The organism is Streptomyces sp. AM25 (assembly GCF_058146165.1).
The window spans coordinates 1-17514 of record NZ_JBKIWN010000054.1 but is presented as its reverse complement, the minus strand read 5'-3'; the positions used below and the strand labels follow the sequence as shown (position 1 = coordinate 17514).

Annotated in this window: 16 protein-coding genes and 2 pseudogenes; 12 read left to right on the top strand and 6 right to left on the bottom strand. The window is 68.5% G+C overall.

The window, feature by feature from the left end:
- From ACLHRZ_RS34975 to ACLHRZ_RS34965, 3 genes and pseudogenes are all read left to right on the top strand, one after another.
- Window positions 1-554, top strand: a pseudogene (locus ACLHRZ_RS34975) (phosphate signaling complex PhoU family protein); the annotation flags it as partial.
- 235 nt (window positions 555-789) lie between these two features.
- A complete protein-coding gene (locus ACLHRZ_RS34970) occupies window positions 790-1356 on the top strand; it encodes an RICIN domain-containing protein (protein WP_490422656.1) in 567 nt (188 codons plus the stop codon).
- Between the two features lie 321 nt (window positions 1357-1677).
- Entirely contained in the window at window positions 1678-2181 is a 504-nt protein-coding gene (locus ACLHRZ_RS34965) for a hypothetical protein (RefSeq protein ID WP_490422655.1), read from the top strand.
- A 72-nt stretch (window positions 2182-2253) separates the two neighbouring features.
- Here ACLHRZ_RS34965 and ACLHRZ_RS34960 read toward each other — a convergent pair whose 3' ends face one another.
- Together ACLHRZ_RS34960 and ACLHRZ_RS34955 are read right to left on the bottom strand one after the other, a co-directional pair.
- The gene (locus ACLHRZ_RS34960; RefSeq protein ID WP_490422654.1) at window positions 2254-3612 is read right to left on the bottom strand and encodes a DUF2254 domain-containing protein; all 1359 of its coding nucleotides are present in this window, start codon (window positions 3610-3612) and stop codon (window positions 2254-2256) included.
- Window positions 3613-3770: 158 nt separating this feature from the next.
- Entirely contained in the window at window positions 3771-3923 is a 153-nt protein-coding gene (locus tag ACLHRZ_RS34955; protein WP_490422653.1) for a hypothetical protein, read from the bottom strand.
- Window positions 3924-4529: 606 nt separating this feature from the next.
- Here ACLHRZ_RS34955 and ACLHRZ_RS34950 point away from each other — a divergent pair.
- Entirely contained in the window at window positions 4530-5087 is a 558-nt protein-coding gene (locus ACLHRZ_RS34950; RefSeq protein ID WP_490422658.1) for a GNAT family N-acetyltransferase, read from the top strand.
- A 325-nt stretch (window positions 5088-5412) separates the two neighbouring features.
- Here the strand turns inward: ACLHRZ_RS34950 and ACLHRZ_RS34945 are convergent.
- From ACLHRZ_RS34945 to ACLHRZ_RS34935, 3 genes and pseudogenes are all read right to left on the bottom strand, one after another.
- Window positions 5413-5553 (bottom strand): annotated as a pseudogene (locus tag ACLHRZ_RS34945) (single-stranded DNA-binding protein); the annotation flags it as partial.
- Window positions 5554-6043: 490 nt separating this feature from the next.
- Window positions 6044-6409 carry a hypothetical protein gene (locus ACLHRZ_RS34940; protein WP_490422652.1) on the bottom strand — a complete coding sequence of 122 codons (366 nt, stop codon included), beginning with the start codon at window positions 6407-6409 and terminating at the stop codon, window positions 6044-6046.
- A gap of 566 nt (window positions 6410-6975) precedes the next feature.
- A complete protein-coding gene (locus tag ACLHRZ_RS34935) occupies window positions 6976-7341 on the bottom strand; it encodes an STAS domain-containing protein (protein ID WP_490422651.1) in 366 nt (121 codons plus the stop codon).
- Between the two features lie 423 nt (window positions 7342-7764).
- On the opposite strand from ACLHRZ_RS34935, the gene ACLHRZ_RS34930 reads away from it, so the two are divergent.
- The 3 genes from ACLHRZ_RS34930 (at window position 7765) to ACLHRZ_RS34920 (ending at window position 11381) form a co-directional block, all read left to right on the top strand.
- The gene (locus ACLHRZ_RS34930) at window positions 7765-8379 is read left to right on the top strand and encodes a hypothetical protein (protein WP_490422650.1); all 615 of its coding nucleotides are present in this window, start codon (window positions 7765-7767) and stop codon (window positions 8377-8379) included.
- Between the two features lie 836 nt (window positions 8380-9215).
- On the top strand, window positions 9216-9797 hold the full coding sequence (locus tag ACLHRZ_RS34925) for a YflT domain-containing protein (protein WP_490422649.1): 582 nt from the start codon (window positions 9216-9218) through the stop codon (window positions 9795-9797).
- A 147-nt stretch (window positions 9798-9944) separates the two neighbouring features.
- Window positions 9945-11381, top strand: a complete 1437-nt coding sequence (locus ACLHRZ_RS34920; RefSeq protein WP_490422648.1) for an alkaline phosphatase family protein — start codon at window positions 9945-9947, stop codon at window positions 11379-11381.
- Window positions 11382-11520: 139 nt separating this feature from the next.
- Here ACLHRZ_RS34920 and ACLHRZ_RS34915 read toward each other — a convergent pair whose 3' ends face one another.
- On the bottom strand, window positions 11521-11826 hold the full coding sequence (locus ACLHRZ_RS34915) for a hypothetical protein (protein ID WP_490422647.1): 306 nt from the start codon (window positions 11824-11826) through the stop codon (window positions 11521-11523).
- 790 nt (window positions 11827-12616) lie between these two features.
- On the opposite strand from ACLHRZ_RS34915, the gene ACLHRZ_RS34910 reads away from it, so the two are divergent.
- The 5 genes from ACLHRZ_RS34910 to ACLHRZ_RS34890 all read left to right on the top strand — a co-directional run bounded on the left by ACLHRZ_RS34910 (window position 12617) and on the right by ACLHRZ_RS34890 (window position 17418).
- Window positions 12617-12733, top strand: a complete 117-nt coding sequence (locus tag ACLHRZ_RS34910; RefSeq protein WP_490422646.1) for a keywimysin-related RiPP — start codon at window positions 12617-12619, stop codon at window positions 12731-12733.
- A 289-nt stretch (window positions 12734-13022) separates the two neighbouring features.
- The gene (locus ACLHRZ_RS34905) at window positions 13023-14603 is read left to right on the top strand and encodes an asparagine synthase-related protein (RefSeq protein ID WP_490422657.1); all 1581 of its coding nucleotides are present in this window, start codon (window positions 13023-13025) and stop codon (window positions 14601-14603) included.
- On the top strand, window positions 14600-14863 hold the full coding sequence (locus ACLHRZ_RS34900) for a lasso peptide biosynthesis PqqD family chaperone (RefSeq protein WP_490422645.1): 264 nt from the start codon (window positions 14600-14602) through the stop codon (window positions 14861-14863). The genes ACLHRZ_RS34905 and ACLHRZ_RS34900 overlap by 4 nt, the downstream gene beginning before the upstream one ends.
- The gene (locus ACLHRZ_RS34895; RefSeq protein ID WP_490422644.1) at window positions 14860-15357 is read left to right on the top strand and encodes a lasso peptide biosynthesis B2 protein; all 498 of its coding nucleotides are present in this window, start codon (window positions 14860-14862) and stop codon (window positions 15355-15357) included. Before ACLHRZ_RS34900 ends, ACLHRZ_RS34895 begins: the two co-directional genes overlap by 4 nt.
- A gap of 231 nt (window positions 15358-15588) precedes the next feature.
- Window positions 15589-17418, top strand: coding sequence for an ABC transporter ATP-binding protein (locus ACLHRZ_RS34890; RefSeq protein ID WP_490422643.1), 1830 nt, complete (start codon window positions 15589-15591; stop codon window positions 17416-17418).
- The last annotated feature ends 96 nt before the right edge of the window (window positions 17419-17514 follow it).

Below are 17514 nucleotides of genomic sequence, written 5' to 3'. Positions count from 1 at the left end.
AGGCCCACGAAAACCCCGAAAGTCGAGTGACCCTCGCGGAGGGCGATATCGCCGCAGATGCGACGGCCGGCGGAAACCAACGTGACCTGGGACAACGGGCCATCGGCCTGCTGGCGCGGCAGCAGGCGGGGGCCACCGGCTTGCGGATGTGCGCGGACCTGGAGCGTTCCGGTGACCTGGCCCGGCATCTCGCCAAACTGACCCGGCTGCGTTACCCGGGCCATGCCGTTCCCGGCGAGCTGCACCGCACAGTTTTGGAGATGAGGCAGCTCGCGCACCGGCTGATGGCACAGACCGCGGAAGCGGTCCCTACGAAGAATGTGCGGGATGTGCTGCGGCTGGAGCAGGACGATGACCGGATGGACGAGCTGCACCGCATGCTCTTTCAGTACCAGCACGCCTGACGCTGGAAGCGTGGGGTCGAGACGGTGGTCGATGTCACCGGGGCCAGCTGGTACTACGAGCAGTTCGCCGGCCACGCCGTCTCGGCGGCCCGCCGTGTGGTCTACCTGATCACGGGAGGCCACGCAGACGAACTGCCCCCCTCTTGCTGAGCCGCTGCCTCTCGGGGCATGCGTGCTCGTTCGACGTCCGCGCTGGTGTGATCGCTGTATCCGCGTTCCCAGCTGGGCAGAGGCCGCGAGCGCGGCGAACACCGCGCTGGAAGGGGCGTGCGGGCCCTGGAACTCGTCGATACGAGGGAAAACGGAACGCTGTCCACCGCCCCGGAACCCTGCCATCATTCCTCCGCACGAGATCTCATGACGTTCCGTCAGAAGGAATGAAGCCATGACGCGCACACGAAGAATCGTCTCGGCAGCAGCCCTCGCCCTCGGCCTGGGCCTCGCCCTGCCGTCCGTCCCCGCGCAGGCGGACCCGGTGAACCCCCAGCCCTACGCCTACGGCTTCCTCGCCGCCCTCTACAAGCCGCCGTCCGGCAACGGCACCTACTTCTGCATGGACGAGTACAGACAGACCAACGGCAACGGCAGACCGGTCGTCCTCAAGTCGTGCGACGGCAGCTGGAACCAGTTCTGGTTCGTCGACCACGACGGTCTCGTCCACAGCACCAACGACGGCCGGTGCCTGTGGGGCCACGTCGCCAACGGGCCCTCCGACGGCCCGGACGCCATCGCCGTCTCGTGCAACGCCGGTGACCCGAACCAGCGGTGGAAGTTCGACACCAACCGCAGCGTGTGCAACGACGCCAACGCGTGCCTGAACGCCACCGGCATGCCGGGACCGCGAGGCTCGTACCATCTCATGACCGCCGGCCGGTCAGGGGGCGCCAACATCTACCAGCAGTTCGACTGGCACCACTCCGACAGCAGCACTCCGATCAACCCCGGCAAGTAGCCCCCGGACGGTGACACGGCGGGCCCGCACCGGGATCGCGACCGGCCCGCATCCGCGCCCGCCGGTAGCTAACGGCCAGGCCGGTGCCCGGGTGGCGCTGGAGACCCGGCATGGCGCCCGGGCCGGGGCGCACCGTGGCAAATTTCCGTTGTGCCGATGACTGCAGCAGGCGCGTGAGGGCGGATACCGGTGCTCGCTGGGGTGTGGCCATCGGGGTTTAACGACTCCCTGACGCTACCTCGTGTGCACTGCCGGGAATCATGGCCCGTGTGCTGCTAGTTGTCGCGTTTGTGCAGCGAAAGAGACACTTCTGGGGGGCGTGTGACGGAGCTGGGTGTCAAGAGACTGCCCGTTACGGTGCATCCGTATGATGAGCGGACTCTGATCCAGGTCACGGCCTGGATCCTGGTGTTCCTGGCGCATGGGATGGATATCTTCCATCAGTCGTGGAAAGCCCTGGCCATCGCGGCGGGAGTGATCGTCTTGGCCAGTGTCGGGCTGGCCGTGCGGCTGGAAAGCGTCAACCTGGTTGCTTTTCTGAAGAAGACGGGCATCTGGTTCGGGCTGATCATTGTTGTTCTCGTCGTGGAGCTGGGCGTGCACGCGCGCTGGGACCTGGGCGCGGTGACCAGCAGACAGATCACGACGGCAACGGTCCTGGTGATGGTCGGGGATCTGGTCGCCGAGGTCCGTGACCATGTCAGTGAGCGGGTCGCCAGGCATCAGCACAACGACCGGATACGGGCCTCGGTGAACACCGTCACGCAGGCGCTTGCGAGGGTCCGGCACTGGTCGGACAGGCCCAGCAGCCGGCGTACGCCGTAACCGGCTGAGCGTTGGGGGAAAGCCCCGTGGCGGACTGCGTGTTGGAGTCTTTGCGCGGCGTGGCGGGCGGGATCAGGTCCGGCTGCCGAGGCGTGCGTGGGCCTTCAGTACGGCGGCGTAGCGGCGGGTGATGTCCTCGTGGTCGGCTTGTTCGGGTACTGATTCGGCGCTTGCGCGGTGGATCATCTGTGCCTGGTGCAGCAGTACTTGGCGCTGTTGTGGGGTGGTGGTTTCTGCCATGATGCTGGCGAGGGTGTCGAGTTGGCGGATCAGTACGGCTGGCATGCCCCGGCTGGCCTGCCGGATTTTCTCGAATGCGCGCTCGGTCAGCTGTTGGTATCCCACGGGTTCCGCCAGGACGCGGATGTGGCCGGCTGTGTCCCGGTGTTCGGGGTGGGGCTGCCATTGTGCTGCGGCCCGGCATAGTCCGTCTCCCAGCCAGTCGATGCAGGTCAGTGCGGTGAAGGTGTCGTTGACGGCGGGGGACAGGGCCCGGATGGCGATCTCGGCCAGCTGGTCCACGGCGAAGGCGATGTCCTGGGTGAGGGTCCGGGAGGGGCCGGTGATGTGCACGCGTGCGAGGCTGCGGGCCACTGCGGGTGCGGCGTCGGCAGGCCAGACGGTGGCCAGGCGGTGTCCTTGCACCACGAAGTGCCCGGGGTGGTGTTCCAGGCGGATGACCGCGTCGAGTGCGGTGGCGATGCGTACCAGTGTCCGGTAGTGGACGAATTGCAGGTAGCCGCTGGCCGGTGCCGGTACCGGACCTCCTGATGCATCCAGACGGGTGTGCAGTTCCGCGGCGGACGGCCCGTGCTCGGCCCGGTCTGCCTGCCGGGGCTGTGTCTGGCTGGCTTCGAGAGCTGCGGACAGCTCGGCGGCGATGCCTGCGATCACGTGCGGCAGCTGGATGGAGGTGGCGGTGTGGTGGATGAAGTAGATCAGTAAGGCCAGGTCGGCCAGTACCAGAGCCATGCAGACGGTGATCGACAGGTGCGGTACGAAGTCGCCGTGCGGGCCCGGGCTGACGGCGATCAGCGCGAGGACCGCATAGACGAACGTGGCGACGAAGGTGCCCAGGGTCAGTTGCGTGGTGCGGTCGCGGATGAAGGCCCGCAGCATCCGCGGCCCGAACTGGGTGGAGGCCAGCGTCAGGGTCACGATCACGACCGAGAACACCACACCGACCACAGTGATCAGCGAACCCGCCATCACGGCCAGAACCTGACGGGCGGCATCGGCGGACCCGTCGATGACCCACCACGGCAGCCCCAGCGAGCCCTGGTACGCCGACCAGTCCAGCGCGCAGGTGCCCAGGAACACGCCACTGGCGAGGACGACTTCCACCATGGGCACCAGCCACAGGTTCGTGCGCAACGCCTCCCGCCGCCAGTGCGACCCAAGGTGGACCCGGCCCACCACAATGCCCACCACCAACCGCTGGTCGGGCTCCCGGCCCGCTGGCCCCAGCCTATGTCCCCGCGCATCAGGCGTGGTTCACGTTCACTCCAACGAGGAAGCAGAGCAGGCTCTTTATACGGGGCGCGGTGCGATGGGCCGGCGGGCGCTGTTTGAGCTGTTGCTGTCCGTGGTCAGGGGCAGTCCGCGCCGCTGCCCAGGCGGATCCGGGTGCGCATCAGCCCGGTGATGATGTCGCCGAACAGCAGGCACGTGATGGCGCCCATGGTGAGGGCGGCCGCGATCAGCACTCGCCGTCGCCGCGGCTGCCGCCTGCGGGTGCGCATCACCGGGCTGTCCCGTCGCGGTCGTCCACGTCCCACTCCGCTGCGGTGTCCTCGTTGGACGCGAGATCATCGCGCGGTTGGACGTCGGTCCCGTCCGGCAGATCGCTCTGTTCTGGCATACGGCAATCGTGCCAGCACCGCAGCCCCCGGCGCACAGTCTTCGGTGTTCGAGGGGGCCTCCCTGTCTCGGCGATGAGGAGTTGCATCCCGGCGGGGCAGGGAGAGGGGCCCGGATGTGCCCCTTTCGTCTCGGCAGTCCCGAAGCTGATCGACGGGCTTGGCCCGGAAACCTTGATCTTCCGTCACGGAACAGATCATTCCGGCCAGATAGCGACAAGAGTGGACCGTGCGATGCCGCGCCCCCGTAAGGTCACCGGCTGAGCGACCAGCAGCAACGGTGCGGTTGCGCTGGGTAAGGGGCAGGGGGCGTCTGGAGCGGGGAGGGATATCAGCGGACCGCAAGGAGCCGTCTTCCTCGCCGCGGTCTTGGTAGGGGTGTCACGGCAGCTTGTCATGAGCCTGCGCCGGCCCGCGCAGGCAGTCGCTCATTTCCCCGGCCCCGGCACGCCCGGAGCCCGTCAAGAGCCGAGAGAAAGGCGCCACCGCGTGAGATCCGAAATACTCCGCCACTACTGGGACCTTGAAAGAGCCCGTGGTCCTCTCCTGGACGTCTACAGCGGCGTCCATGCCGGCGCGGACGCCGGGTTCCACGGCGCCGGGCAGTTCACCACCCGCCTCAGCAGCTGCGCCGCCAGGCCGGGATGGGAGGCGGTCATCGCCTACCACCAGGGCGAACCGGCCGGTTTCGCCCACGCCGGCCCCCTCGGCCCGGACTCCAGCTGGTGGGACGGCATGCTCACACCACTGCCCGACGGATACACCGCCGAGAACGGATGGCGGACCCTGGTGTGCAACGAGCTCGTCGTGCGGGCACCGTGGCACGGTACCGGCCTGGCGCAGCGCCTTCACGATGCGCTGCTCAGCGGACGGGACGAGGAGCGGGTGATGATGCTGGCCGACCCCGGGCAGCCTGCGACGGCAGCCCTCTACCGGTCGTGGGGGTATGAGGAGATCGGCACGAAGCGGCCCTCCCTGCAGTCCCCGGTGTTCGTCTGTATGGCCCGCCCCCTGCGTCTGAGGGCCGCTGTTGACAGTGCACGCTGACGGTACATCTGCGGTTTGCTGCCCCGAGGGCCCTGGACAGGGACGGCCTTGCCGTCCGCGTGGCGGGGTGTTGCGGGATGGTGCCCCGTGGGCGGTGGTATCCCGGGATCTCGTGTTTCCCGGCAGGCGGTGCTGGCGGCGTCAGAAGGGATGCTCTTGGGAGGCTTGTGCGGGCGGGGCCTGCTGTCCGGGCTCGGACGACCCTGGTGATGCCGTCCGTGGGCGGTAGGTCCGGGTGACGGCAGCGCGCGCAGGCCAGGGAGACAGCGACTTCCTCGGCATCGATTTCAACGACGGTGCGGCGCTGTCCTTCCTTGTCCTCGAACGTGCGTTGTTTGAGGCGTCCGGTGACGATGACCCGCGTTCCTTTGGCCAGCGGCTGTGCGGCGCTCTCGGCAGGCTGCCGCCAGATCTCGGCGACGGTCGAACGCTGACCCTTTGAACCCAAGCGGCCAAAGTGGGTCACGATTCACCCGCCGCCGACACCAGAGAGTGCAGCGCAGGAACAACGCTTCGCCATCGCGGAATTCGCTGTTGTCACGGTCGAAGACACGCGGTGTGGAGGCAATGGTGATATCCGGCCACGGGGATGCCGGAGGCGGTGGAACGCAGGTCCACTTCAGCAGTGAGGTTGCCCGTTGCGGTCACTATGGTCTCGCCCGCCATGCCCGCCACCCCCATCTCGCTGCTGCTGTCTCCAGCGTTGCCCCCACCGTACCGGGCAGAGGACGGCCGGTGAAGATCCATTTCATGGGCGGAGGGTGCCTGCCGTGTCCTGACCGGTGGCTGTGGCGTTGTTGCTTGCGGCCGTGCGGCCGGGCTCTTCTATGCCGCCCTGCCGCAGGCCCCGACTGTCCCGGAGTCCACCCCACGGCCCGGGACAGCGGCCTTCCCCCGGTGAGGGAGAGCTGCGGTCACCGCTCCGCTTGATCACGGTGACCGCAGCAGGCTGCACCTCAACGTGACCCCGGCGGCGGCGCGGTGAACAGAGCGAGCGCCTGTTCCCAGGAACCGGTGTGCATCTGGACGGCCAGCGCCTCCGCCGACCGCCAGGCGCCGGCCGCACGGGCGTGTTCGCCGGTGTGCGCAACCAGAGCCAGCCAGGCCCCGCCGCGGGTCTCGGTGAACCATGCCAGCCACACCCGCCAGGCGGACGCAGGCGGAAGCTGACGGGCTATGAACAGCAGACCACGCCCGCAGAAGACCGTGCGCGAATACCCCGGATCAACAAACACGTTGTCGAAGAACGGATTCTGCGCCCGCCACGCGGCCAGTCGCACATGCCGCATGTCATCCAGGGCGAAAGGCTCCTGCACGGTCACCCCCGGAAGGGGAGAGGACGGGCAGTGGCACCGCGGGTCCCAGCTCATACCCACATTCTGGACAATGATCCGGACTTCCCACAGGTATCCCCATGGCCGGGCCGGGCCGGCGCCGCCGACTCCCTGCCCCGGGAACACAGATCCCGGATCGAAGGACACGGATTCGGCCATCGACCGCTCCCGGACAGGCCAGTTGGAGTTTTGGACACAGCTGCACGGCTGTCAGAGTGTGGCCAACAAGCAGCCCGGACATGGCGGTATGCCCCCGTACCGGGTGGGGCCGGCATGCGTTCCCGCGTCGGGTCCCGTGGTCGGCACCCTGGGGGCCTCGCGAGCGATGTACGGGTGTGCCCGGCATGGCGAACGCAGTCCCCTGCATCCCCTGTGGTCACAAGTATTCTTACGGGCAGCACTCTTCCGGCTCGTCTCACCTCCGAGAAGTCACCCGCGTGCTCCCCCTGCCGCCCGTCACGAAGGGGAGAGGGTCTCGTCGCCGGTTACCTCTCGGCTGGCGGCTGGGACGAACGCGGTAGCGGCCGGGGCAGTCCAGCTTGCTGCGGTGGGTATCAGCGCCAGGACGGCTGGACGGTGAACACACTGCTGACGTGCAGCAGCCGGAGCAGCCGGTCCAGGAACGGCGGAACACCATGCAAGTACAGTTCCGCATCGTGCTGTTGCGCCGTGCGGGCACCGCTGAGCAGTGCGTCGATGCCTGAACAGTCACAGAAGGTGAGTTGCGTCAGGTCCACCACGACAACACGATGCTCCGACAGTGCGCTCCGCAGTGTGTCGCGAAGAGCCTGGGAGGTAACCACATCGAGCTCTCCCGCCACGACCACCCACCAGCCATCCGTGCCGCCGTAACAGAACACGCCCCACATCATGGCCTGTTGAACCCATACGCGGCATACCGCCCCGGGAGGGTTTGCCATCACCGGAACTTGACGAAGCCGCCACTGCTCCCCGGTGCACACGCCCTGCCCACAACGTCACGGGAGTCCCCGCATCCTCCGGTTGATGCTGGCGGCCGAAGAGCCACAGCACAGCACTCCTGGCAGCCGCCCGGCAATCGACGGCCCTTGTCATGGAGCGCGTCCTTTACGCCACACGGCGCGCAACTGCTCCCCGCGCAACCGTACGAAGCGGTTGTTCGATTGTGGGACGGTGGCAGGCCCGCGAGCATCGTGGCCCTGCCGGTTACCCGACGGCCCGGGAGATGCGCCTGAAACGCGCGGCCCGGGCCTCTTCCCCTGCAGTGCGGCCTCCTGGCCACTGCTGTCTCCGGCTGCGGAGATCCCGGAAGCCGGGGCTGGCACGTTCCATGTCCGACAGATCTGTATCCGAAAGGGATCATCATGCGTTCGACACTGCGCATGGCTGCGATAGCCCCGGTGGCGGCCGCCGGGCTGCTGGCGGGGTTCACCGCACCGGCTCACGCCCAGTCGCCCGCCGCCGTCACCGTCAACAACTCCGCCGTGCTCAACGCCGATGGAACCATCACGGTGACGGGAACCTACACCTGCGGCCTGGCGCCCGCCTCCAGCGCGTTCCCGACCGTGGCCGTCCAGGCCACCGACGGCAGAAACATCAACGGACAGGCCACGCAATCCGAAGGCGCCACCAGCTGCCCGGGAACATCACAGCCCTACAGCATCAACATCGCCCCGGGCAACGGCCGCTGGACCTATAGCGACCAGATCCAGGCCACGGTGACCCTCACCAACCAGGGCACGCCCGAGACCGAGCAGGCCGGCACGTCGGGGACCGTCTGCACCCAGCTCCCGTCCAGCAGCGGCCCGCTTCCGCCCTGGCGTGGCAACGGAGGTCCGGCACGCCACAGTCACTCGGTCCGGCCCCCGCGTGGACACCGGGGTCAGCCGTCGCACGGGCACCGGGCCCGGCCTTCACACGCACATCAGGTACAGCGTACGTACCACGCCCAGCGGGTGCATCCCCTGCACCACGCGTAGATGGCGCCTCTTGCGCACCGGTGTGCCTCGGCCCGGGGACGGAGCGCGCCCGCTGTCAAAATACGGCCCACAGCGCATCCCGACACCCCCGCTGGGCACAGGTCCCGCTGGACGCGGTGCGGCAGGCTGGCCGCAGACGGAACCCGAAGAGGAGCCCGGCCTCCAGCCGTCTTGACGGGGACGAGAGCACGCGCGAGGGCCAGAACACGCCGGTACGGGGCTCCTCTGGCCCGGAACCGTGCAACGACGCGGCCGTCGCTGACCGTCCTGAGAGCCGGAGCCAGCGCGTACTGATGTTCCGATGTTTGCCCCGCAGCGGTTGCCTTCAGGCAGTCACCAGCCCGGCGCCGCGCAGTGCGTACGGCAGGCCGAGGGCCTCTGCGGTCCGGCCTCCTTGCAGTGTCAGACGGGCAGCAGCAGCGCGGTGAGGGCGAGCGCCGCGAAGACTGCCGACGCAAGCACCATGCCCAGGCATCCGCCCCGGCGGCGAAATCTCCCACGCCCCCATGCCCGGCCTCCGCCGGCGTACTGCCAGCCGTCATAGCCGTGGTGACGATCACCGTGGTGATGACCGCCATGGTGGCCTCCGCCGCCGTGGCCATGATGTCCGCCGCCGTGGCCGTGCATGACACCCCCAAGGTTTGGTGATGCGCAGAGCCTGCCACAGACAGCACCCTTACGCCTTGCCGCTCCACTCGTGCGAGTGATCACCAGGCCTGCAGACCTTTCGCCGCACCTGCTTCTTCCCCGCAGGTCACGAACACAGCGGATCAACGCCGCATCCAGGGTTGCGCTCCGGCCTGGTACAGCCTGCCCGTTGACGTAACTGATCGTTGATGAGCACACACCCGCCAGGGCGCCCCTGGCGGCAACAGAACAGGAAAGATCACATGCTTGACGCCGCATCAGGTGGGTTTGTTGGGGTGTATACGTCCATGGCTGAAGCCGAGGTCGCCGTGCAGACGTTGCTGGAGCAGGGCGTACCGGCCGGTGAAGTGTCCATCGTGGGCAAGGACTTGCACAGCAAGACCGAGGTGCACGGGTTCGCAGCCGCGGGGGAGAGTGCGAAGGCCGGGGCGAAGGGCGGTGCGTGGGTGGGCGGCCTGTTCGGGGTGCTGTCGGGAGCGGCGTCGCTGTTCATCCCCGGGGTGGGGCCGCTGCTCATTCTCGGTCCGCTGGCCTCCGGTGTCGTGGGGGCTGTGGAGGGCGCTGCGGTCGGCGGCGGCATGGGGGCGGTGATGGGGCATTTCCTCGCCAGGAAGCATGTCCCCAGGTACAGCAGTCACCTGGAGGCCGGCTGCTACCTCGTCGTACGGCACCAGGGCGACGCTTCCGGTGCCAGGTTGCTCGAGGAAGAAGGCAGCGCGGTGGAGGTCCAGCATCACGAGGACCTGATGAATACCAGCCCCACTGCCTGATCACGCCGGACGGTGGCGGGCGGACCAGTGGCTGGGTCCGATCCCCCGCCGGGCTGAAGGGCGCCGCAGGGACGTGCCCGGTCCCGGCATAGGGCCGGACACCGGTGTAGCTGCTGCGCAGGTATACGCGCTACGAGAAGAGGAATCATGGCTGGCATGAACCGGTGCAGGCTTGCGCGCGGCGGGACCGGGCGGGCAGCGGGGTTGGCGGTGCTGCCGGCGAGTGTGCAGCGGGCCGTGGCGGCCGGGCGGCCCCGGGGAGGTTCGCTGGCGGATGTCGAGCATGTGGTGCTGCTGATGCAGGAGAACCGGTCGTTCGACCACTACTTCGGCACCCTCAGCGGCGTGCGCGGTCTTGGCGACCCCGACGCTGTGAAGCTGCCGGACGGGCACAGTGTCTTCTTCCAGCCGGACAAGGAGAACCCGCGAGGCTACCTGCTGCCCTTCCGCCTCGATACGCGCAGAACGAACGCACAGGCCATTCCCTCCACCAGTCACGCCTGGGAGGTGCAGCACCAGGCCTGGAACCACGGGAAGATGGACCAGTGGATGCCCGCGCACCGTGCGGCCGACGGGGCCAACGCCCCCTACGTCATGGGCTATCACACGCGCGAGGACATCCCGTTCCAGTTCGCGCTGGCCGAGACGTTCACGGTCTGCGACAACTACTTCTGCTCGGTGCTCGGGCCGACCTGGCCCAACCGGCTGTACTGGATGTCCGGCACCATCGACCCCGGCGCCACCCGGGGCGGCCCGGTCACCAGCAACGACTACCCGCCGACCTTCTACCAGTGGACCACCTACGCCGAACGCCTCCAGGACGCCGGCTTCACCTGGCAGGTCTACCAGGGCCAGGACAACGGCTCCCTGAGCGTCCTCAACGGCTTCAAACAGTTCCGCGAAGCACAGCCGGAAAGCCAGCTGTACGAACGGGGCATGCGCCGCCTGCCGGACGGAGCCTTCGAGGACGACGCCCGCAACGACCGGCTGCCCGCCGTATCGTGGATCATTCCCTCCACCGCCACGTCCGAACACCCCGATGCCCTGCCGGCCGCGGGAGCGGACTTCGTGGCCCAGAAAATCGACGCCATCGCCTCCAACCCCGCCGTCTGGCGCAAAACCGTGGTCATTCTCAACTACGACGAGAACGACGGCCTCTTCGACCACGTCCCCCCGCCCGTCCCCGAAGACGGCACGCCGGACGAGTTCGTGGGAAGCCTGCCGATCGGCGGCGGATTCCGCGTACCCTGCCTGATCATCTCCCCCTGGACAGTGGGCGGTTGGGTCGCAGGCGAAGCCTTCGACCACACCTCCTGCCTGCGCTTCCTCGAACGCTGGACAGCAGCACACGGCACGGAAGTGACCGAGCCCAACATCAGCGCCTGGCGCCGAAACACCTTCGGAGACCTCACCTCCGCCTTCGGCTTCCACCACCCTGTCCGCAGGCCGCCGGACCTGCCTGCCGGCACCAGAGAACAACTCGCCCAAGCCGCATCGGAAGTCTCGGTCCTTCCCGCGCCGACGTTCCCCACCACCCGTCAGGCACTGCCGGTCCAGGAAGAGGGAACACGCAGACACCGCTGACCCCTGCCGTGCAGCCGCGAGCGGTACCGGCGGGCCCCGCGCCGCCTGCTCCTGTGGCGGGGGCGTCTCGCCGGAAAAGCTATGGCCCCGGGCACACGCCCGGGGCCACAGTCACCTGCCTGAACCGTCCCGCAATAGCTCACGCCACCCAGCGGTGGCCGTTCCAGTGCTCCCAGCGGTGGCCGACCTGGCGCTCCCAGTAGCGGTGCGAGGTGTTCCAGCGGGCCTTGACGCCGCCCGACTCACGCCAGTAGTACCCGCCTTCGTGGCGGTCGTGCTTCTTGTCCACGGCCCGGCCCCAGGGCTCGCTGGTCATCTTCGCGGCAAGAGTGTGGTGAGCGGATGCCGCGGCGTAGGCCGTGCCGCCTGCCCCTACGGCAACACCGGACAGCAGGGCGGCTGAAGCGGCAAGCGCGGCGAACCGCCGGACCAGTACACGGGCCATGGGCCTCTCCTTCAATGTGAACACCTGTCGGGCCCGGCCGGGACAGCACTCAGGGTGGACCACCCGAAATCCCGGCCGGAGGCCCCAGTCTCGGGCCCGCGAGTGCACCAGGGATAGAAGATTTCCACATAACCACCCGAATGCGCCCGGCTGCCCTCCCTGTTGACGGCCGACGCTCCCGCCCCCTCTTCTCTTCCGAGGTACGGGCTGAACGCCGTGGCGCCAACCGCTGGCTACCGAAAGGCGCATTCGGGCTCGGCCGTCGCCTTGTCGCACCGGCCGCCCGTCATCGCCAGGGCATTGCGAGCGCGGGATAATTTTTCCGGCCATCGCTCACCCTGTCGATTAAAAGGTGGCGATTACCTCCGCATGGAAAGCCTTTGCGGACGTCGGGCACGCGACATACGCTTTTCGGCCACGGAGGACACGCAGGCTTGATCACGTAGGGTTCAGTTCGTTCGTACGCTGTCGCTCCCGGCCTTCTTTTGTATTCGTCCGCGGGCAGCTTCTGGCCGGGACGCGCACGCTCACCGCGCCACGCGAACGGCCGGGACCCGGTGGCGCCCCTGTGCGTGGCGGCCTGCCGACACCTCAACCTGGCTGCTAAGCAACGGTGTTGAGGCCAAAGCAGGCACTCCTGCCGCCCATTCGGCCAACGTCTGGAACCACCGGAATCGATCGACATGCACATGTCGCATCTGGGGTGTCTTGTTATGGGCTGCCGGAGGAGCTGCGGCCAGCCGTAATTTCTTCTCGTCCCACCGGCTCGGACGCAGAAGGGAGGTGCAACATGCGAGAGGCTGTTTACGAGGTTCCGGCGCTGACCAAGGTCGGTTCCTTCTCCCAGCTGACGCGCGGCGGCTGGGGCCGTCGGCGTGACAACAGGCGCCACGGACACCGGCGCTAAGACCCTTAGGGATGTGATGACCGGTCACCCTGGGTCTTGCCGCGGCGAAGCGTGGTTTGTGGCCCTACCAGACCATGATGCCACCTTCGCCGTGGCTTTGCCACCGCATGACCGCATTCCAAGGCGAATTGACCACCCGTCAGGACGGCCTTGGCTGTTGGGCGAGTGGCGTGAACAGGACATTGTCCTTGCTGAAGCCGGTTTGCTGCGCGTTGCTTTGATCGGCTGTTGTCCGGTGGATGAGGGGCAGCTGGCCCGGGCCCTGGAAGAGGAGGGGGGCCTCTTGGGGGTGAGCGAGTGGGCCATGCGATGGCCCGGCAGCTTCCACATCGTGGCCGCCGAAGGGCGCGCCCTTCGGGTGCAGGGCACGGTGTCCGGGCTGCGGCGCGTCTTCCACACACGGACCGGGCACGTGAGCGTGGCCGCCTCCCGGGCCGATGTACTGGCCGACATGGCCGACGCCACCGTGGACCAAGGGCGCCTGGCCGCACGGATGTTGCTGCCGGGCGTGCCGCATCCGCTGCACGCGATGCCCGTGTGGAGCGGGGTCGAGGCCGTTGCCGAAGACTGCTGCCTCAGCGTCGTGGGGGACCAGAGGGCGCGGACGGTGCGCTGGTGGCATCCCCCCGCCCCGGTGCTCTCGCTGGCGGACGGCGCTCCGGTGCTGCGTGAGGCGCTGTCCGCTGCGGTCGCCGTGCGTACCCGTGGCGGGGGTGTGGTCAGCTGCGACCTGTCCGGCGGGCTGGACTCGACTCCGGTGTGCTTCCTGGCTGCGCGAGGGCCTTCACAGCTGGTGGCGTTCACCTTCGGCTCCGATGATCCGCGTGATGACGATCCCTACTGGACACGTCTCGCGCTGGAGGCCCTGCCGGGGGTGGAACAGCTGAGCGTGCCGGACGACGATGCCTCGCTCCCCTTCGCCGGGATCAACGATGCCGGGGTACCGATGGACGAGCCGTTCCTGTGGCTGGAGGACCGCTCCTCCTACCTGGAGCCGGCCCGACGGCTTGCCGGCCGCTCCCGCGTTCACCTGACCGGCCACGGTGGAGATGAGGTACTGGAGTGCCCGCCGGCCTACCTGCACGATGTGGCCCTGCGGCGGCCCCGGATCGCCTGGGACCACCTGACCGGCTACCGCGCACTGCACCGATGGCAACTCGCGGGCTCCCTGCGGGCATTGCTCCGACGCGGCTCTTTCCCTTCCTGGATGGAGGGGCAGATGCGCGGCATCACCGACGGGCGGCAGCATGGGGGCGTCGAGGATCTGGAGTGGGGAATGTCCTTCGCCCTGCCCCCGTGGGCCACCTCGCACGCGGCTGAAGCAGTGCGTTCGCTGGGCCGCGGCGCCCGGCCGCTGAGCGCACACCGGGGACGTCACCACGCGCTGGATGTCATCCGCCAGAGCGGCCGGGATACCCGGTTGCTCGCCTGGCTCACGGCCGGGGCGGGTCTGCCGATGGCGGCGCCGCTGCTGGACAACCAGGTCGTCCAGGCATGTCTGTCCGTGCAACCGCACGAACGGAGCACCCCATGGAGGTTCAAGCCGCTGATGGCCCGGGCCATGGACACCATCGTCCCCACCGCCATTCTGCAGCGCCGGACCAAGGGCGGAGGCGATGCGGACGACCTGGAGTACGCCGGGCTGCGCCAACACCGCGCCGAGCTCCTGGCCCTCACCGAGGATTCCCGGCTCGCCGTGCTCGGTCTGGTCGACCCCACGGCATGGCGCCAGGCGTGCGCGGGCTCGCCGCCCCCGCACCTGTCGCCCACGGCCCTGGCTCACACCGCCGCGTGTGAACGCTGGCTCCGCGACCGCGAAGCACACCCGACTCCATGGAAGAGCGAGAACGTCGAAAGGACCGACCCATGACCACCACCAGACTCGCCGCGCACGTCCGGCTGACCGAGACAGAAGACGGCTCGGTCCTGCTGGACGAACGGCGCGGGGACTACTGGCACCTCAACTCCACCGGCACGGCCATCCTCCGCACGCTCCTGGCGGGCGGAACCGAGCAGTCCGCGGCACGGATGCTCAGCGATCGGTACCCTGTGAGCACGGACCAGGCCGCCCATGACGTCCGCGCACTGGCCGAAGGGCTGCGGGCCAACGGATTCCTGGCACAGCCGTGACGTCGACGTCGGCCTCCGATACGTCCGGGGATGCTTCGCTCGCCGGACACGCCAGGTCACTCGAACGCGACAGGGGAGACCGGCCGCTCTCACAACGGATCACCGCCCGGACCGCGGTCGCCGTGGCACGGACACTGGCCGTGCTCCCGCCAAAGCAGCTGGTCCCGGTACTGCAACTGCTCTGCCGCAAGGCCGGGCCGGCGACCTACGAACAGGCCCGCACAGCGCGCCGGGCGGTAGTCGGGGTCAGCACTCTGTGCGCGGGAGAAGGGTGCCTGCCGCGGTCACTGGCCACCGCACTGCTGTGCCGCCTGCGCGGAACCTGGCCCGTGTGGTGTACAGGGGTCCGCACCATGCCCTTCTCCGCCCACGCCTGGGTCGAGGCCGACGGCCGCCCCGTCGAGGAACCCTTCAACCAGGACTACTACCGCCCGATGCTACGCGTGCCCCCACCCGATACCGCCGACGCCGGAACCACGACCACAATGCCCTGAGCACACCGAAAGATGGCTCCACGTTGGTTCAGCAGCCCCTCGACATTGGCCATGTGGCCCCCAGGCGGTCGCAGAGCGTGCGGTGACGTTCCCAGTGGCCCCACCACCAGGTACGCGGTCACGAGGCGGGGCCACCACAAGCCGTCATCAAACACCTCTGCCGGCGCCAGTGATGTCCCATCTGGTGGAGCCGGTTGCCGGCGTCACAGCCACAGAAGGACAGACCAGCCCGTGATCACCCCTGCTCCGTCCCGCCCGGACAACTCCCGTACCCGGCCCGCCGCAAGCGACCCTGACAGCGAGGGCCCGCCGGAGCGCGTATCGGCCCTGCGGCTGCTGACCGACGGCCACCGGCGCAAACTCCTCGTCGCCTGCCTGCTGTCCCTGACCGCATCCGGACTCGGCCTGGCCCAGCCCCTCCTGGCACTCCACGCCATCGACACCACCCGCTCCAGCGGCAACCTCCTCCTCCCCATAACGCTCCTCGCCGTGGTGTTCATCGCCCAGGCCCTCACCGAAGGCCTCACGCACTACGTTCTGGAACGCACCGGCGAGAGCATCGTCCTCAGCCTGCGCCTGAAGATGATCTCCCGCCTGCTGCGGCTGCGCATGCGCGAACACGACAACCTGCGTACCGGCGACCTGGTGTCACGGGTCGGCACCGACACCATGCTGCTGCGTGACGTGGTGGCCTACGGTTCCGTCGACATCCTCTCCGCCACGGTCGTCGTCCTCGGCGGCGCCTCGGTGATGCTCTGGCTCGCCCCCTTCCTGTTCCTCCTGGTCTGCGCCGTGCTGGCCATCGCCAGCGGTGCCGCCGCCCTTGCCCTCGCCAGGGTCCGTGACGTCACCGAACTCGCCCAGCACAGCGTCGGCGAGATGTCCGCCGACCTCGAACGCGCCATGTCGGCCATCCGCACCGTCCGCGCCAGCCGGGCGACCGACCGCGAGAACGAGCGCATCGGCGACCGCGCCCGCGCCGCATTCACCGCCGGGGTCCGCGCAGCCAGACTCGACTCCCTCACCAGCCCCGCGGTCGAACTCGCCGCCAACGGCTCGTTCATCCTCGTCCTGATCGCCGGCGGCATCCAAGTCGCCCACGGCACCATCCCACTGGCCCACCTGATCGCATTCCTCCTCTACATCACCTACCTTGCCGTTCCGCTGTCAAGCCTCTTCCAGGCCGCCGGACTCGTCCAGAAAGGCCGCGCAGCCCTCACCCGCACCCGCGACGTCCTCGACCTTCCCGCCGAAGAAACACAAGCCCCGGCCGCCCGCCCCACCCGACCCGGCATCCCGGCCACGACAACCCTCCCGGCAGGTCACCAGGCAAAAGCCGACCCGCCTGCCCTGGAACTACGGGGGATCCACTTCGCCTACCGCGACCGCCACATCCTGCACGACGTCTCCTTCCACATCCCCCGCTGCTCCCGCACCGCGGTGGTCGGACCCTCCGGAGCAGGCAAATCCACACTCTTCGCCCTCATCGCCCGCTTCTACGACCCCGACGACGGCACCATCTGGATCAACGGCCGCAACGCCGCCGACCTCACCCGCAGCGAATGCCGCTCCCACATCGGGCTGGTCGAACAGGACAGCCCCATCCTGCACGGCACCCTGCGCGACAACCTCACCTACGCCGCCCCCGACGCCCGCGAGCACGAAATCCGCCGCGTCATCCGCCTGGCCAACCTCCGAGACCTCCTCCAACGCCTCCCCGAGGGCCTGGAGACCCCCGTCGGCGACCACGGCGTGCTTCTGTCCGGAGGAGAACGCCAACGCGTAGCCATCGCACGCGCACTACTGCCCCGCCCCACCCTGCTGCTCCTGGACGAGCCCACCGCCCACATGGACACCATCAACGAGGCCGGCCTTGCACAGACCGTCGAGCGCATCGCCACCCGGACCGCCCTGCTGACCATTGCCCACCGCATCTCCACCGTCCGCACCGCGGACCAGATCATCGTGCTCGACGGCGGACGCGTGGAAGCCGTGGGCACCCACGAACACCTCCGCACAGCCAGCCCGCTCTACCGGCGCCTGACGGGAACGGAAGACTAGACCACCACCGACCCACCTGACCGGCGACAGCGCATCACCGCGAGAGGGTCTATCATGATTTAGGTGTTTTTAGGCCTTTTGGCCTAGTGGTTTTTG

Excerpts from the sequence above, each read along its gene's own strand:
- ACLHRZ_RS34970 (WP_490422656.1), top strand. The coding sequence starts at position 790 with ATGACGCGCACACGAAGAATCGTCTCGGCAGCAGCCCTCGCCCTCGGC.
- ACLHRZ_RS34955 (WP_490422653.1), bottom strand. The coding sequence starts at position 3,923 with ATGCGCACCCGCAGGCGGCAGCCGCGGCGACGGCGAGTGCTGATCGCG.
- ACLHRZ_RS34935 (WP_490422651.1), bottom strand. The coding sequence starts at position 7,341 with ATGGCAAACCCTCCCGGGGCGGTATGCCGCGTATGGGTTCAACAGGCC.
- ACLHRZ_RS34930 (WP_490422650.1), top strand. The coding sequence starts at position 7,765 with ATGCGTTCGACACTGCGCATGGCTGCGATAGCCCCGGTGGCGGCCGCC.
- ACLHRZ_RS34925 (WP_490422649.1), top strand. The coding sequence starts at position 9,216 with ATGAGCACACACCCGCCAGGGCGCCCCTGGCGGCAACAGAACAGGAAA.
- ACLHRZ_RS34920 (WP_490422648.1), top strand. The coding sequence starts at position 9,945 with ATGGCTGGCATGAACCGGTGCAGGCTTGCGCGCGGCGGGACCGGGCGG.
- ACLHRZ_RS34915 (WP_490422647.1), bottom strand. The coding sequence starts at position 11,826 with ATGGCCCGTGTACTGGTCCGGCGGTTCGCCGCGCTTGCCGCTTCAGCC.
- ACLHRZ_RS34910 (WP_490422646.1), top strand. The coding sequence starts at position 12,617 with ATGCGAGAGGCTGTTTACGAGGTTCCGGCGCTGACCAAGGTCGGTTCC.
- ACLHRZ_RS34900 (WP_490422645.1), top strand. The coding sequence starts at position 14,600 with ATGACCACCACCAGACTCGCCGCGCACGTCCGGCTGACCGAGACAGAA.